General features: G+C 50.9%; 13 protein-coding genes. All 13 read right to left on the bottom strand.

Annotated elements, in window-relative coordinates; all coding sequences use genetic code 11:
* Nucleotides 1–4 precede the first annotated feature (4 nt).
* Nucleotides 5–2143, bottom strand: coding sequence for a sodium-translocating pyrophosphatase (locus BM056_RS10660; protein WP_435050961.1), 2139 nt, complete (start codon nucleotides 2141–2143; stop codon nucleotides 5–7).
* 244 nt (nucleotides 2144–2387) lie between these two features.
* Nucleotides 2388–2624 (bottom strand): preprotein translocase subunit SecG, encoded by a 237-nt coding sequence (gene secG, locus BM056_RS10655; protein WP_092471398.1) that lies wholly within the window; start codon nucleotides 2622–2624, stop codon nucleotides 2388–2390.
* Nucleotides 2625–2704: 80 nt separating this feature from the next.
* Complete coding sequence (gene eno, locus BM056_RS10650) at nucleotides 2705–3994, bottom strand: phosphopyruvate hydratase (RefSeq protein WP_092471397.1); 1290 nt, start codon at nucleotides 3992–3994, stop codon at nucleotides 2705–2707.
* Nucleotides 3995–4011: 17 nt separating this feature from the next.
* Nucleotides 4012–5559, bottom strand: a complete 1548-nt coding sequence (gene gpmI / locus BM056_RS10645; protein WP_092471396.1) for a 2,3-bisphosphoglycerate-independent phosphoglycerate mutase — start codon at nucleotides 5557–5559, stop codon at nucleotides 4012–4014.
* A 97-nt stretch (nucleotides 5560–5656) separates the two neighbouring features.
* A complete protein-coding gene (gene tpiA / locus BM056_RS10640; RefSeq protein WP_092471395.1) occupies nucleotides 5657–6442 on the bottom strand; it encodes a triose-phosphate isomerase in 786 nt (261 codons plus the stop codon).
* 265 nt (nucleotides 6443–6707) lie between these two features.
* Nucleotides 6708–7895, bottom strand: a complete 1188-nt coding sequence (locus BM056_RS10635; protein WP_092471394.1) for a phosphoglycerate kinase — start codon at nucleotides 7893–7895, stop codon at nucleotides 6708–6710.
* Nucleotides 7896–8070: 175 nt separating this feature from the next.
* Nucleotides 8071–9102, bottom strand: coding sequence for a type I glyceraldehyde-3-phosphate dehydrogenase (gene gap, locus BM056_RS10630; RefSeq protein ID WP_092471393.1), 1032 nt, complete (start codon nucleotides 9100–9102; stop codon nucleotides 8071–8073).
* Between the two features lie 332 nt (nucleotides 9103–9434).
* Nucleotides 9435–10841 carry an RNA polymerase factor sigma-54 gene (rpoN, locus tag BM056_RS10625; protein ID WP_092471392.1) on the bottom strand — a complete coding sequence of 469 codons (1407 nt, stop codon included), beginning with the start codon at nucleotides 10839–10841 and terminating at the stop codon, nucleotides 9435–9437.
* A 111-nt stretch (nucleotides 10842–10952) separates the two neighbouring features.
* Complete coding sequence (locus BM056_RS10620) at nucleotides 10953–11555, bottom strand: DUF1405 domain-containing protein (protein WP_165613471.1); 603 nt, start codon at nucleotides 11553–11555, stop codon at nucleotides 10953–10955.
* A gap of 66 nt (nucleotides 11556–11621) precedes the next feature.
* Nucleotides 11622–12599, bottom strand: coding sequence for a DNA-binding protein WhiA (gene whiA / locus BM056_RS10615; protein ID WP_092471390.1), 978 nt, complete (start codon nucleotides 12597–12599; stop codon nucleotides 11622–11624).
* A 23-nt stretch (nucleotides 12600–12622) separates the two neighbouring features.
* Complete coding sequence (gene thiI / locus BM056_RS10610; RefSeq protein WP_092471389.1) at nucleotides 12623–13807, bottom strand: tRNA uracil 4-sulfurtransferase ThiI; 1185 nt, start codon at nucleotides 13805–13807, stop codon at nucleotides 12623–12625.
* 27 nt (nucleotides 13808–13834) lie between these two features.
* Nucleotides 13835–15010, bottom strand: a complete 1176-nt coding sequence (locus BM056_RS10605) for a cysteine desulfurase family protein (protein WP_092471388.1) — start codon at nucleotides 15008–15010, stop codon at nucleotides 13835–13837.
* A 158-nt stretch (nucleotides 15011–15168) separates the two neighbouring features.
* Nucleotides 15169–15342 (bottom strand): hypothetical protein, encoded by a 174-nt coding sequence (locus BM056_RS26195; RefSeq protein ID WP_165613470.1) that lies wholly within the window; start codon nucleotides 15340–15342, stop codon nucleotides 15169–15171.
* Nucleotides 15343–15400 lie beyond the last annotated feature (58 nt).

Raw genomic sequence — 15400 nt, 5'->3', positions numbered from 1 at the left:
GTTTTTAGAGTCTTGTAAGCAGTGGCCCAAGGATCAGGGAAATGGTACCAGCAACCTTGATCAGCGGGTTCATGGCAGGACCGGAGGTGTCTTTACAGGGGTCACCCACGGTGTCACCGATAACGGCAGCCTTATGCGGTTCGCTCTTCTTACCGCCCAAAGCGCCACCCTCAATGTATTTCTTAGCATTGTCCCAGGCACCGCCGGCGTTGGCGAGGAACAGGGCCAGCAGCACACCGGTGGTGGTCAGGCCGCCCAGGAAGCCGGCCAGAGCCATGGCACCAAGGCCAAAACCTACGATGGGAGGAACAACAACGGCTACAATGCCGGGGAAGATCATCTTGCTGATAGCGGACCTGGTGGCGATGTCCACGCAACGAGCGTAGTCAGGCTTACCGGTACCTTCCATAATGCCGGGGATCTCACGGAACTGGCGGCGAACTTCTTCAACCATGCCGAAGGCAGCTTCACCCACGGCACGCATGGTACGCGCGCCAATCAGGAACGGCACGGCACCGCCGATAAATACACCAACCAGAACCATGGGGTCGGTCAGGTTAACGATAAAGTTACCGCCGGTGGCTTGAAGGCCTTCAATCATGTTGGGATTGTGCTTAACACCATCAACGAAAGCACTGAACAGAGCCAGCGCGGTAAGAGCAGCGGAACCAATGGCGAAACCTTTAGCAATAGCGGCAGTGGTGTTACCCACGGCATCCAGTTTATCAGTTTTCTCACGTACTTCGGGCGGCAGCTCAGCCATTTCAGCAATACCACCGGCGTTGTCAGCAACAGGACCAAAGGAGTCCATAGCCACAACCATACCGGCGGTGGAGAGCATACCCATGGCAGCCATGGCAATACCATAGATGGACCACAGAGCGGCCTGACCTTCAGGAGAAGTGGTTAATACAGCCCAGAAGGAGAAATAAATAGCGCCGGCAAACACCAGCATAGGAATAAAGGTAGATTCCATACCTACCGCCAGACCGTGAATTACGTTGGTAGCAGGGCCGGATTTGGAAGCTTCGGCAATTTTCAATACAGGAGGCTTATTGTTGGCTGTATAATACTCGGTGAGCCACCCCACAGCAACGTTAACGATAAGACCGGCTAAAACAGCCATAAAGATACCTGTAGAGACATTACCAAAAGCAACGCCTGTATCCTGACCGTTAATGATTACATTTTGTCCGGCCGGGAAAATTGCTTTGGCAACAAACCAGGTGCCAACAGCGGTAAGCACGTTGGTGGTCCACAGACCTACGTTCAAAGCAGCCTGCGGGTTGCCGCCCTCACCGGTGCGCACGGTAAAGGTTCCGATAATAGCAGCGATAATACCAACGGCGCCTATTAACAGCGGGAAGATAACGCCCGGGAAACCAAATAAAGTGTTACCAATAAGCATACCGGCGATGGTGGTAGCACCGTAGGATTCAAACAAGTCAGCGCCCATACCGGCGGTGTCACCAACGTTGTCACCAACGTTGTCAGCGATGGTAGCGGGGTTACGCGGGTCGTCTTCCGGAATACCGGCTTCAACTTTACCCACGAGGTCGGCGCCTACGTCAGCAGCCTTGGTGTAGATACCGCCGCCAACCCTGGCGAAGAACGCGATCATGGAAGCACCGAAAGCAAAGCTGTTGATAATCAGCGGGCTCTGGAAAATGATATAAAGCAAGGAAACACCCAGCAGGCCCAGACCGGCCACGGACAGACCCATAACGGCGCCGGCGCGGAAGGAAACCTGCAAAGCTTTGCCCAGTCCGGAGCTGCGTGCAGCTTCAGCAGTACGGGCATTGGACTTGGTAGTACTGTTCATGCCGATGTAACCGGCGATAGCGGAGCAGACAGCACCAACCAGGAACGAAATGGCGGATGCGGGACCAACGGGCAAGTGTCCGCCCTCAGGAACATGAACAAAATATTGGGCAGCCCATAGTAAAATGAAAACTACAATAGCGAAAGGAATAAGTGTTTTGTACTGACGGTTCATGTACGCCATAGCACCCTCTTGAACAGCCTCGGAAAGCTGTTTCATTTTGGGGGTACCCATGCTTTCTTTAAGCACCTGAGACATGGTAAAAAGAGCAAAAATCAAGGCTATAGCGCCTGCCCCAGCGGCATAATAAGCCAAGGTCATATTTTCCACTTAAATTTACCCTCCTCTTCCCCATAATAAATATTTTTTCACAAGCAACTCAATACTCCGTCTACGCTATCAGGGTCGCAAAACTCACCTCCTTTAACCCATCATGTCCATAAAAATTATAGCATAGGGAGTAAAAATTGACAATTGCATAAATAATACTATGCTTTAAGCGTAAATATTTATGCATCTATTATATTTTGGCGAATAAAAAATCCGGGCTGGCCCGGAATTTTTATTAACCTGTTATTATCACCAGCACCACCGATGTAACGGCAAAAGCAACCGCCACATACACGGTTATCTTACCCAAAAACTCATCCAAACCTTTTTTCTTGCCAAAGAACGTTTCAGCGCCGCCGGCAATGGCTCCCGACAAACCTGCGCTTTTTCCTGATTGCAGCAGGATAATAGCAATTAGTCCAATACACAGAATAACGTGCAAAACGGTAAGTATCACTTGTACAACCACCACTTATTCCTCCTTATCAATTAATGACATTTTAATACACCCGAAAGGAGAAAGCAAGCATGTCTTTATCGAACGACGATGAATCAACAACCCAGGTTATAAAACACTCTGCGCCCTTTAAATAGCGCAGTTCCGGCCAACTCCTCCTCAATCCGCAACAGCTGGTTATACTTGGCCACCCGGTCGGTGCGGGAGGGAGCCCCGGTCTTGATTTGCCCGGCATTTACCGCAACCACCAGGTCGGCAATAAAGGCGTCTTCCGTTTCACCTGAACGGTGGGAAACCACTGCGGTATAACCGGCCTGCCGGGCCATTTCAATTGCCTCCAGGGTCTCGGTCACGGTCCCAATCTGATTCAGTTTAATCAATATGGAGTTGGCCACCCCGGATTCAATGCCCCGGGACAGTCTCTCGGTGTTGGTCACAAAAAGATCGTCGCCAACAATCTGCACCCTGCCGCCAATCTTATCAGTCAAAAGCTTCCAGCCATCCCAATCATCCTCGGACAAACCGTCCTCTATAGAAATAATAGGATATTTATCCGCCAGGCGGGCGTAAAATTCAATCATCTCCCGGGAGGAGTAGGACAGCCCCTCACCTTCCAATTGATACTTGCCATCTTTATAGAATTCCGTGGCAGCCGCGTCAATGGCCAGCGCCACGTCTTCACCCGGCCGGTAGCCCGCTTTTTCAATAGCCTCAACGATTACAGCCAGTGCCTCTTCATTGGAACCCAAATTGGGAGCAAACCCGCCTTCATCACCAACAGAGGTGCTCATACCCTTTTTCTTTAATACTCCTTTTAAGGTGTGAAAAACTTCCGCGCCCATGCGCAGCGCCCCGGCAAAGTCCCCGGCCCCCACCGGCATAACCATAAATTCCTGGATATCCACATTGTTGTCGGCATGTTTTCCGCCATTTAAAATGTTCATCATCGGCACCGGCAGCAGCCTGCTTCCGGTACCGCCCAGATAGCGGTACAAAGGCAATTCAAGAGCCCTTGCGGCAGCGCGGGCGGCAGCCATAGACACGCCCAAAATCGCGTTGGCGCCCAGCTTACCCTTGTTGGGAGTACCGTCAAGGTCAATCATGGTCAGATCAATACCAACCTGATCAATAGCGTCAAAGCCGATGATTTCCTCAGCAATTATTTTGTTTACATTATCCACGGCCTTGGTTACGCCTTTGCCCTTATACCTGGCGGCGTCATCATCCCTCAATTCCACCGCTTCATAAGCCCCGGTTGACGCCCCGGACGGCACCGCGGCCCGCCCCAGGGTACCATCTTCCAACAGTACGTCCACTTCAACTGTGGGATTCCCCCGGGAGTCAAGTATTTCCCTGGCTGTTACTTCAACTATAGTTGTTGACATGTACTAGATACCTCCTCTTATTTTTTCTCCAGCAAACTATTGCCCGTCATTTCAGGCGGTTTTTCCAGCCCCAATAAATCCAGCATAGTGGGGGCAACGTCCTGCAGTGAGCCGGCCCGCAGCCCGGCCCCCACGCAATCGTCATCCACTAAAATAAACGGCACCGGGTCCGTGGTATGTGCGGTATGAGGATGCCCGGCTTCATCCTGCATCTCTTCGGCATTACCGTGGTCGGCGGTTAAAATAGTTATTCCCCCGGCTTCTTTTACTGCCTTTACCGCCCGGCCGACGCACCGGTCCACATACTCAACCGCCTTAACTGCAGCCTGCATCACTCCGGTATGCCCCACCATGTCCGGATTGGCGTAATTCATAATGACAACGTCATAGACCTTATCGCCCAGCTTATTGATCAGAGCATCGGTAACCTCTCCGGCACTCATATCAGGCTTCAAATCATAGGTTGCCACCTTGGGTGAGGGGATCAGCACGCGATCCTCGCCCTTGTTGGGCTGCTCCACCCCGCCATTAAAGAAAAACGTAACGTGGGCATATTTTTCGGTTTCGGCCAGGCGCAGCTGTCTTAAATTATGATAACTGAGCACTTCCCCCAGTGTATTAACCAGCACCTGGGGCCGGAAGGCCACCGGAGCCTCAATGGTTTTATCATACTGGGTCATGCATACGTAATGCACCTTGGGGTGCCTTTGCGGCCGTTCAAAACCGTCAAATTTTTCATCAACCAAGGCCCGGGTGATTTCCCTGGCCCGGTCGGGACGGAAGTTAAAGAAAATAACCACATCACCGTCGGCAACCCGGCCCACCGGCTCTCCTTGATCATCTGCAATAACCGTCGGTTTGACAAACTCGTCGGTCTCCTGGCGGGCATAGGCCTGCTCCACCGCTTCCAGCGCCGATTTGGCTTTAAAGCCCTCACCAAGCACCATAGCGTCATACGCCTCTTTAACCCTTTCCCATCTCCGGTCCCGGTCCATGGCGTAATAACGGCCCATAACCGTGGCCACCCGGCCGCACTCCATTTTCTCCATCTTTTCGGTTAAAGGAATTATGTACTCTTTGGCGTTGGCCGGGGGCACATCCCGCCCGTCTAAAAAAGCATGTACAAAAACACGGTCCACCCCCTGGTCCCTGGCCAGTTCCAGCAAGGCGTAAAGGTGTTGGATGTGGCTGTGCACCCCGCCGTCCGACAGTAACCCCATCAGATGCAGCGCCGATTTACGCTCCCGGGCTTTTTCAACAGCATCCAGCAGCACCGGGTTATCGTAAAAATTACGGTCACGTATGGCGCGGCTGATCCTGGTTAGCTCCTGGTACACCACCCTCCCGGCGCCCATATTCAGGTGCCCCACTTCGGAATTACCCATCTGCCCGTGGGGCAAGCCCACATCCTCCCCCGAACTGGCCAGTGCAGTATGGGGATACCCGGCCAACAGCCCGTCCATGTTGGGCTTGCGGGCCTGTGCTATGGCGTTGCCCTCTTTTTTTTCGCTCAAGCCCCATCCGTCCAAAATTATCAGCACCAGGGGCTTTTTAACTGATGCCAAATTAACTTCCTCCCAAATTCTTGATCTTCGCACAGCCTGTAAAACCCCGCCCTCTTAGGTTGGGGATTAACAGGCTGTAAGCTCGAAATAAGTGCGACTAAGGTTCAGTTGGGGTCAGAACCCCAACTGAACCAGTCTTCTTTATAATTCCCGCAAAGCTTTCGGCGTCCAGGCTGGCCCCGCCAACCAGCGCGCCGTCGATATCGGGCTGGGCCATTAGACCGGCGGCGTTGCCCGGCTTAACACTCCCCCCGTACTGGATGCGGGTGGCTGCGGCAAAATCGGCTCCCAGCAACCGGCCCAGAGTTTCCCGGATGAATCCGTTAACCTGCTGGGCATCTTCACTTGAGGCCGTGCGGCCCGTGCCAATGGCCCAAACCGGCTCGTAAGCCACCACCAGGCCCGCCGCCCTGGCTGCGCTAAGGCCGGCCAGCGAACCCTCAACCTGCCGGCGCACCACTTCCTCGGTCCTGCCGGCTTCCCGTTCCTCCAGCCGCTCACCCACACAAACAATGGGTACCAGGCCATGCTCCAGGGCGGCAAACACTTTCTTATTTACCGTTTCGTCTGTTTCACCAAAAAACTGCCGGCGCTCGGAATGGCCAAGTATAACATACTTGCACCCGGCTTCCTTGAGCATAACGGGAGAGATCTCCCCGGTATAGGCGCCCTCGGCCTCCCGGTGCATGTTCTGGGCCCCCAGTTCTATTCCTGTCCCGGCCAGCTGCCCGGCCACCGTCGCCAGAGCGGTGAAAGGCGGGCACAGTACGATTTCCACCCCGGATAAACCAGCTACCTGTTTTTTAAAAGAAACAACAAAATTGACCGCCTCACCGACGGTCTTATACATTTTCCAGTTTCCCGCTATAATAGGCTTTCGCACTTTTATTCACCCCGGTAACCGTTTTTACTGAGGAGTCAGTAGTCAGTAGTCAGAATTCAGAATAAAACACATTCATTTAACCGCAGTAACTCGTAATCAAGCGATTGCTGCATATACCCATTTAAAAGCAAGTCTTTAACTATATACACCGTCTAATTTGTAAATATTAAAAACTTCAACACGTTACCAAATATTACTTAAGAATAGGCCGTTATTTATATTTTCTTCTGACTCCTGTATTCTGACTCCTGACTCCTGGATAAATTTATTTATCCTGCAGCGCCGCCACGCCGGGCAGCACCTTACCTTCTAAAAATTCCAGCGACGCGCCTCCGCCGGTGGATATGTGGGTCACTTTGTCTGCCACCCCGGCTTTTTTGACCGCCGACACGGAATCGCCCCCACCAATAACCGAAACTGCCGCACTGTCAGCCACGGCCCTGGCTATTGCCATTGTCCCACCGGCAAAGGGTTCCATTTCAAACACGCCCATGGGGCCGTTCCATACTATCGTGGCAGCTTCCTTAATGCGTTCGCTGAAATTAGTTACGGTTTGCGGTCCTATATCCAGCGCCATAGAATCCTCGGGAATGCCATCAGCAGGCACCACCCTGGATTCAACATCGGGCGAGGCAGCCGGGGCCACAACCACGTCAACGGGCAGCAGCAGATCAACGCCTTTATCCCCGGCTTTCTGCAAAAGCTCTCTGGCCAGATCCACCTTATCTGCTTCAAGCAGCGACTTGCCAACTTCCCTGCCACCGGCCTTTAAAAAAGTATTGGCCATTCCTCCGCCAATGAGCAAGGCGCTGACCTTGTCCAACAGATTATTAATCACAGCGATCTTATCAGAAACTTTGGCACCACCTATAATGGCCGCAAAAGGCCTGGCCGGGGACTCTAAAACTTGGCCCAGCATCTTAATTTCTTTTTCCATTAAGAAACCCGCCACTGCAGGCAGAAATTCAGCCACACCTGCAGTAGAAGCATGTGCCCTGTGGGCCGTGCCAAAAGCATCGTTCACATAAATATCGCCAAGCCCGGCCAACTTTCGGGCAAAATTTTCATCATTTTTTTCTTCCTCGGCGTAAAAGCGAACATTCTCCAGCAGCAGCACATCACCGCCGGTCATAGCCGAAACTGCCTGCTGCACCTCTTCCCCTACGCAATCATCCACTTTGCGCACTGAAACCCCGGGCAGCAACTGCTGCAGCCGCGCGGCAACGGGGTCCATGCTGTATCTTTCATCCACCTTGCCTTTGGGGCGCCCCAGGTGTGACATCAGGATTACCTTGGCCTTTTCCCCAACCAGATACTTTATGCTAGGCAGTGCCGCTGCAATCCTGGTATCATCGGTTACATTACCTTCTTTGTCCAGGGGTACGTTGAAATCAACTCTTACCAACACCCGCTTGCCCGAGATGTCAATATCCCGTATGGTTTTCTTGGCCATACAATCCCCCCTTAATCGGAATGGGGACACACCTCCTCTTCAAGGGCCGTAAATTTGGGGTCGGAGGAATGTCCCCAATTAAGTATTCAGGAGTCAGTAGTCGGAATTCAGAATATTACAAGACGATAAACCCTGCTCTTAAATTTTCTCCTGACTCCTGACTCCTATTACAGAATTATATACCTCTTTTGGCTATATATTCAACAAGATCTACAACCCGGTTGGAATAACCCCACTCGTTGTCATACCAGGACAGAATCTTGACCATATCGTCATCCATGACCATAGTGGAAAGTCCGTCAACGATAGAGGAATGCGAATCGCTGGTATAATCCACGGAAACCAGCGGAAGTTCGCTGTATGCCAGTATGCCCTTTAATTCATTTTCGGATGCATTTTTAAGCACTGCATTGATCTCTTCCCTGGTGGCCTTTTTCTGTAATTGAGCCACCAAGTCCACAACAGACACATTCAGGGTGGGCACCCGCATGGCCATTCCGTTTAATTTCCCCTTCAATTCCGGCAGCACCAGCGCCACAGCTTTGGCCGCGCCTGTGGTGGTAGGGATAATTGACATAGTTGCAGCCCGTCCACGCCGGACATCCTTGCTGGGCATATCTAAAATCTGCTGGTTGTTGGTTACCGCATGGACAGTGGTCATAAGTCCCTTGACGATACCAAAGTTTTTATGCAGCACCTTGGCCACGGGGGCCAGGCAGTTGGTGGTACAGGAGGCGTTGCTGACAACGTTATGTATGGCCGGGTCGTATAGTTCCTCGTTGACCCCCATCACCACTGTCAGGCACTCACCCTTGGCAGGCGCTGAAATTACCACCTTTTTAGCTCCGCCTTTTAAGTGGGACGATGCTTTGTCCGGACTGTTAAATATGCCGGTGGACTCCACTACCAGATCAACGCCCAGATCCCCCCATGGTAAAGCCGCCGGGTCACCGTTTGATAATAACTTTATTTTCTTACCGTTAACTGATATAGTATCTTTATGTCCAACTATTTCTTCTTCCAGCCTGCCATGAATAGAATCATATTTAAGTGTGTGGGCAAGCTTGGGTGCGAATTCCTCATCCATAGGTAACCTGCGTGATTTATGATTAACAGCCACTACCTCAATGTCGGGACGCCGTAAAGCTACTCTCAAAACAAGACGTCCTATTCTGCCAAAACCGTTAATCCCAATTCTTACCGCCATTTTTGTTACCCGCTCCTTTCAATAGTATACCTTAGTCGCCAGTATTTTAATAATTATGATATACTTTATTCTTCAATTAACGGATTGTTTCCTCTTTTTTTGTATACAAGAATAATAAAAAAATGAATTCAGGAGTCAGGAGTCAGAATATTACATAATAATAAACCGTTCTCTTATCCCGAAATTACATGACTCCTGACTACTGACTCCTTTTTTTATGTTTTCTCCTGACTACTTACTCCTGACTACTGACTACTATAAAAAAATAAAGCCCCAAAAAGAGAGGCCTTTCTTTAAACTACTTCGCTATGCTGATAAAATTGAGTACCTACTCAATACCGCTTGCGGATTCTAATGGGTGGGATACCTAGTTCATCCCGGTACTTAGCGACTGTGCGCCGGGATATTTTTACTCCCCGGCGTCCGAAAATATCAGCAATCTGCTGGTCATTAAGCGGATTTTTTGTATCTTCAACCTCCAAAATTTCCTGCATTGTTTTCTTAATGCTTTCGGCGGAAATCATCGACCCGCCTGTATTGCTCAGGCCGGAGGAGAAGAAATACTTCATTTCGAAAACCCCTTGCGGAGTTTGGATATACTTGTTGGACGTAGCCCTGGAAACCGTTGATTCATGCAGCCCGACAATATCAGCCACAGTTTTGAGGTTGAGCGGCTTTAAATATTTAACGCCATATTCAAGAAAGTCCCGCTGCAGGTCAACCAGGCACTTTGTTACTTTATAAAGGGTCAGGCGTCGCTGTTCAATGCTCTTGATCAACCAGGCAGCCGCATTTAGCTTATGCTCCACAAATTTTTTGGTTTGGTTGTCGCCCTTATCCTGGTTTAAAACCGTACGATAAGTGTTATTTATGGTCAGCCTGGGTACAGCTACATCATTAATAATAATCACATACTCATCTTCAACTTTATTTAAAACAATATCCGGCACAATGTACCTGTTTTCACCATTTCCACTAAAGTTGCGTCCCGGCTTGGGATCCAAAGTTTTAATCAAGTCAGCCACCCGCTGCAACTCCTGAACCGACACGCTGAATAATTGAGCCAAACGATTATACTTACCTTCAGCCAGATCGGTCAGGTGCCTGGTTACCACATTAATCACCAGTTCGTCGTCAATACCCAGGTACACAAGCTGAAGCAGCAGGCATTCCTGCAAAGAGCGGGCACCTACGCCAGGGGGATCAAAGGTCTGGATAATCGTCAGCGCATCCATAACAGCATCCCGGTTGGTCCCCAACTGGCTGGCTATCTCATCAATTGAACAATTAAGGTAGCCGTTATTATCAATATTGCCAATGATATATTCAGCTATGGTGTACTGCAGCCCATTACATTTAGAAAGGCAGAGCTGAAACATCAGGTGCTCCAACAAAGTCGGTGAGCGGCTGATAAAATTTTCATAGCTAACTTCGTTACGCTCAGGCCTTACTTCGGAGCGGGTCAATCCTAAATCACTGCTGTCATGAAAATAATCCTGCCAGTCAATATCATATTCATTTTCCCCGGTGTCTTCCGCAGCCGCAGGCTGTTCCTCAGCTGTCGCCTGTTCAATTTCTTCCTCCCCCACCTCAAGCATGGGATTTTCCTGAAGCTGCTGTTCTATATACATGCCCAGCTCAAGGGAAGATAATTGCAAAACAGCAATGGCCTGGCGCAATTCCGGGGTCATTATTAACTTTTGAGTCTGAATGACATTAAGGCCGTAACCCATGCGCATAGCCAATAAATCCTCCATTATAAAATTTAAATTATTTTGAAAAAATTTTTAATATTAGTATTCTGCAGCTCCATGCAAATATCCTGCCTAATTTTTTTAAAACCAATATATTCAGTTAACAGGTAAATGATTACAAACCAGAGCGTGAATCAGCAATATTACCGACAGAACGGTTAACCCGGCAGCCAGTCCCAGTGCCGCCGCTTCCTGGCCGGGAGCAAAGAGGTAGGGGTGCAAGCCCCTAACATAATCCATATAATCGTTTAGCGCCATCCAGCCGGCAGTGCCCACAACAGCATACACGGGCAGCGGCGTTTTACGCAGGAATATAAACCCTTCCAGCACCAGGCCCAGATGGTAAATCCACACCATGGCTTCAATAGCGCTGAATTGCCCGCCCGTCAGCCAATAATGAGTGATTACCCCTACCGTCCACAGACCATACTTAATAGTGGTGGCGCAGGCTGCGGCTACAACTAGGCCCGGGCGGCGGCCCGCAATAACCAGGAGCAAAGCCAGAGCAAAGAAAGCAGTTGCCAGGGGACTGTCGACCACCAGAAGCCATAAGTGAGCGGGAGTCCCGGCCAATTGAGCCCGGTACCAGTATAAGCCGTAGGCCGAACCGGCAATATTAATCAATATAATCGGCCAAATCAGACTTGAGCGCCACGGACGCTGCCACAATTCCGACCAAAGTTCCAGCAATAAGCCCAATGCTCCTTCACCCCGCAGTTAAATTGTTTTACTTAGCACATATTCTTATTTTTACATTTATTCTATTTAATGTCTGTTCCGTCCGGATTTAACCGGCACACTAAACAGCGCCCCGGAATTAAGCTTTTCCGCTATTTTATCCAGCTTGCGCAAACGATGGTTAACACCTGATTTGCCCAGGGGCGGGTCCATCATTTCACCCAGCTCTTTCAGGCTGGCATCCGGGTAATGCAGCCGCAGCTCGGCCACTTCCCGCAGTGAGTGAGGAAGTTTTTCAATACCTATTGACCCGGCTATAACCCTGATATTCTCAGACTGTCTCATGGCGGCATCAATGGTTTTATTTAAATTGGCTGTTTCACAATTTACCAGCCGGTTGACCTTGTTGCGCATGTCCTTATAAATCCTGGTGTTTTCATACTCCAGCAAAGCCGTATGGGCACCCATGATGTTCAGACACTCCACAATTTGCTCACTGTCTTTAAGGTAGACCACATACCATTGTTTTCGGGAGCTGATTCTAGCCGGCAACCCGAATTGCTGGAGCAAACCGGAGATAGCCTCGGCGTGCCGGCCGTCACCGGTGATGATTTCCAGATGGTAAGTGCCGCCGGGATTGTTCACGGACCCCCCGCCCAGGAAAATCCCTCGCAGGTAAGAGCGCCTGCAGCACTCTTTTTGCAGCAGTCCCTCAGGCATGTCCTCTTGAAAAGAACCGTCACCGTTTAACATGCCCAACTTGATCAGCATTTTCTGAAGCTCCGGCTGAGGCGGTATGCGCACCATATAAACGTTGTTTTTGCGCAGCCGCACCTTTTTTTTAACCAGCACTTCTGTTTGAATGCCGAAAAGATCCTTGCTCAGCTTGATTACCTTGCGGGCCACCGCCGCGTTATGATTGGCTATACTCAGCGCAATTTTTCGGCCGTTGATCTGCAGTGAGCCGTCCATTTTGATTAATGCGGCCAGTTCGCTGGTCTTACAGCACAGGCGCGGTCCCACCACTCTGGCCAGCTCATTTTTAGTTATCAAAGAAAAACTCATGGAATCACCACATTAAATGGTTTTTAACTCTTTATTATTTCCACTATTGTCCGGTCCAGGGCACCGGCAAGCAGTTCTTCTATATTCAGAGCCTGTTCGGCCTGTTCGGCCTGTTCCAGCCGGGGCCTTGTAGCCGGGTGCTTGGGCAAAAACAGAGTACAGCAGTCTTCATAGGGCAGCACTGAAGTTTCAAAGGTACCGATAGCCTGAGCCCGGGTGATTATTTCCACCTTGTCCATCCCCACCAGAGGACGCAGCACCGGAATATTAATGACGTGGTTTATCACCTGCATGCTTTCCAGGGTCTGGCTGGCTACCTGACCCACACTTTCACCGGTAACAAGGGCCAGCGCCCCCTGCTGTCCGGCAATGCGTTCCGACAGGCGGAACATCATCCTGCGCATCAAAGTAACCCTCAGTTCCTCCGGACAATTCTTTTGAATCTCTTTTTGAATATCTGTAAAATGCACCACGTGCAGTTTTATCCGTGCAGTATAATTCGCCAGTATCCTGCACAGGTCCCTAACCTTCTCCAGTGACTTTTCCCCGGTAAAAGGGAAACTGTAAAAGTGAATGGCCTCAATCTCTATGCCCCTTTTCATGGCCATCCAGCCCGCCACCGGGCTGTCTATCCCTCCGGACAGCAGCAACAGCGCCTTGCCGCTGGCCCCCACGGGGAGACCGCCGGCTCCCGGAACATCGGCAGCATAAACAAAAGTATTTTTTTCTCTAATCTCAACATTTACTTTAATTATTGGTTTATGTACATCCACCTGTAAGCCGGGGATATTTTCCAGCAAATACCCGCCTATTTGGCCGTTGATCTCAGGCGAGGTCAGTGGAAACATTTTATTGGAGCGCCGGGCCTCCACTTTAAAGGTCAGCGACGCACCCGGCGGCAGCTGCACCAGAGCGGCTGCGTCCTTTAAGGTTTGCAGCGCCCCGTCGCTAACGGCCTGCATATCCAGGGGCAACCGCAGTGTTGGGCTGACACCGACAATGCCAAACACCTTGCTTAACCTGTCCAAAACTTGCGCCGGCTCGGCATCACTTTCCACCACCAGGCGGCCGTAAACGCGCTCCACCCGGGAGGAGCCGGTTTTACTCAGCGCCCGCCTCATATTTTCCATTAAACGGCGCTCAAACTGCGGCCGGTTTTTTCCCTTTAAGCCAATTTCTCCGTAACGTATCAGGTATGTATTATACATCGTCAGCGGTACCCCCGGTATTTTTTTCTACTCGCCGTAAAGCTCCCTTAACTCTTTCACCACCTTGGCGGTGGCCTGCACGGCGTAATCTATCTCTTCAGCCGTATTCAGCGCCGAAAGACTGAACCGCACGGCTCCTTCCACCAGTTTTTCATCTAAGCCCATAGCCCTAAGCACATAGCTGCCCGGCTTTTTCCTGGAAGAACAGGCCGAACCCGTAGAAACATAAACACCTTGCCCTTCCAGCGAATGCAGCAGCACCTCTCCCCTTAAACCCGGAAACGAAATATTGGCTATATGAGGGGCGCAGCCGGGCTCATCCTCCCGGCAGGCCGGGCCGTTTAAAACCGCGCCCGGCACGGCGGCAAGCACCCCGTCCACCAGCCTCTTTTTTAATGCAAAAAGCTTAGCAGCTGCTTCCCGCGTTTCCCGCGCAATAATCCCGGCAGCGACGCCAAAACCGGCGATACCTGGCACATTCTCCGTGCCCGAACGCAATCCCCATTCCTGTCCCCCGCCGGAAACCAGGGGCTTCAGGGGAGTGCCCGGCGCCGCGTACAGCGCTCCTACCCCCTTGGGCCCATGCACTTTGTGAGCACTAACGGACAACAGGTCAATTCCCAGCTCCAACGGGCGCAGGGGTAACTTGCCATAAGCCTGAACCGCGTCAACATGCCAGAAAAGCTTCCGGCCGACCCCGCGCAGTTTCTTAATTACAGCGCTTATTTCAGCCAGCGGCTGAACCGCGCCAACTTCATTATTGACGTACATTACCGAAACCAGGAAAGTGTCTTCCCGTACTGCCTGCAGCAATGCTTTGGTATCCACCAGACCAATAGTATCAACAGGCAACACCGATATTTCCAAACCCTGCTCCTTTAACTGTTCGCAGGTGTTCAACACAGCCGGATGCTCCACCGCCGTTGTAATTATATGTCTACCCTTTCGTCCGGGCTGCAGTCCTTTAATGGCCAGATTAATAGCCTCGCTGCCCGCCCCGGTAAATATAATGCTGGAGGCCTCAACCCCCAGGCTGACTGCTACCGCCTCTCTGGCCCGGGCCACCGCGCGCCCGGCCTCAACCCCTTTGCGGTGCAGCGAAGACGGATTGCCGTAATTGTCCTCCATAGCCGCCAGCACGGCTTGGACAACCTCGGGATAAGGCCGGGTAGTGGCGCTGTTATCAAGATAAGCTTCCTGCAATACCTTAAACCTCCTGCCAAACGTTAAAAGAAGGACTGGCTTTCATATTAATTCATAGTATACCGTAAATTGGAGAGCGTCAAGCATACACAACTTCAGCATAAAAAACACCGGGTGTAACACCCGGCGCTAAGGAAAGGGAACACACCTTTTAATAATTAACGCAGCTGATATCTTTTAACTACCCCCGAATTCGATTTCCTGACCGCTATGGTATGAAGTGAATCAGCCATACTTTTAGCGAACCAGATAAACGGGATAGTCAAGGCCACGGAAGTCAGTGTCAAAACCAGCATACCTGTGTGATGAGGATCAATCTCCTTTTTAAACAAAACGGACACCTCCTTGAAAATAGTGGTGTCCGTGCAGCAAGTTAATCATACGGTGTAG

The sequence above is a fragment of the Desulfotruncus arcticus DSM 17038 genome (assembly GCF_900113335.1).
Taxonomy (GTDB): domain Bacteria; phylum Bacillota; class Desulfotomaculia; order Desulfotomaculales; family Desulfallaceae; genus Desulfotruncus; species Desulfotruncus arcticus.
The sequence above is the reverse complement of the archived record's forward strand: the minus strand, read 5'-3'. Positions and strand labels throughout refer to the sequence as shown.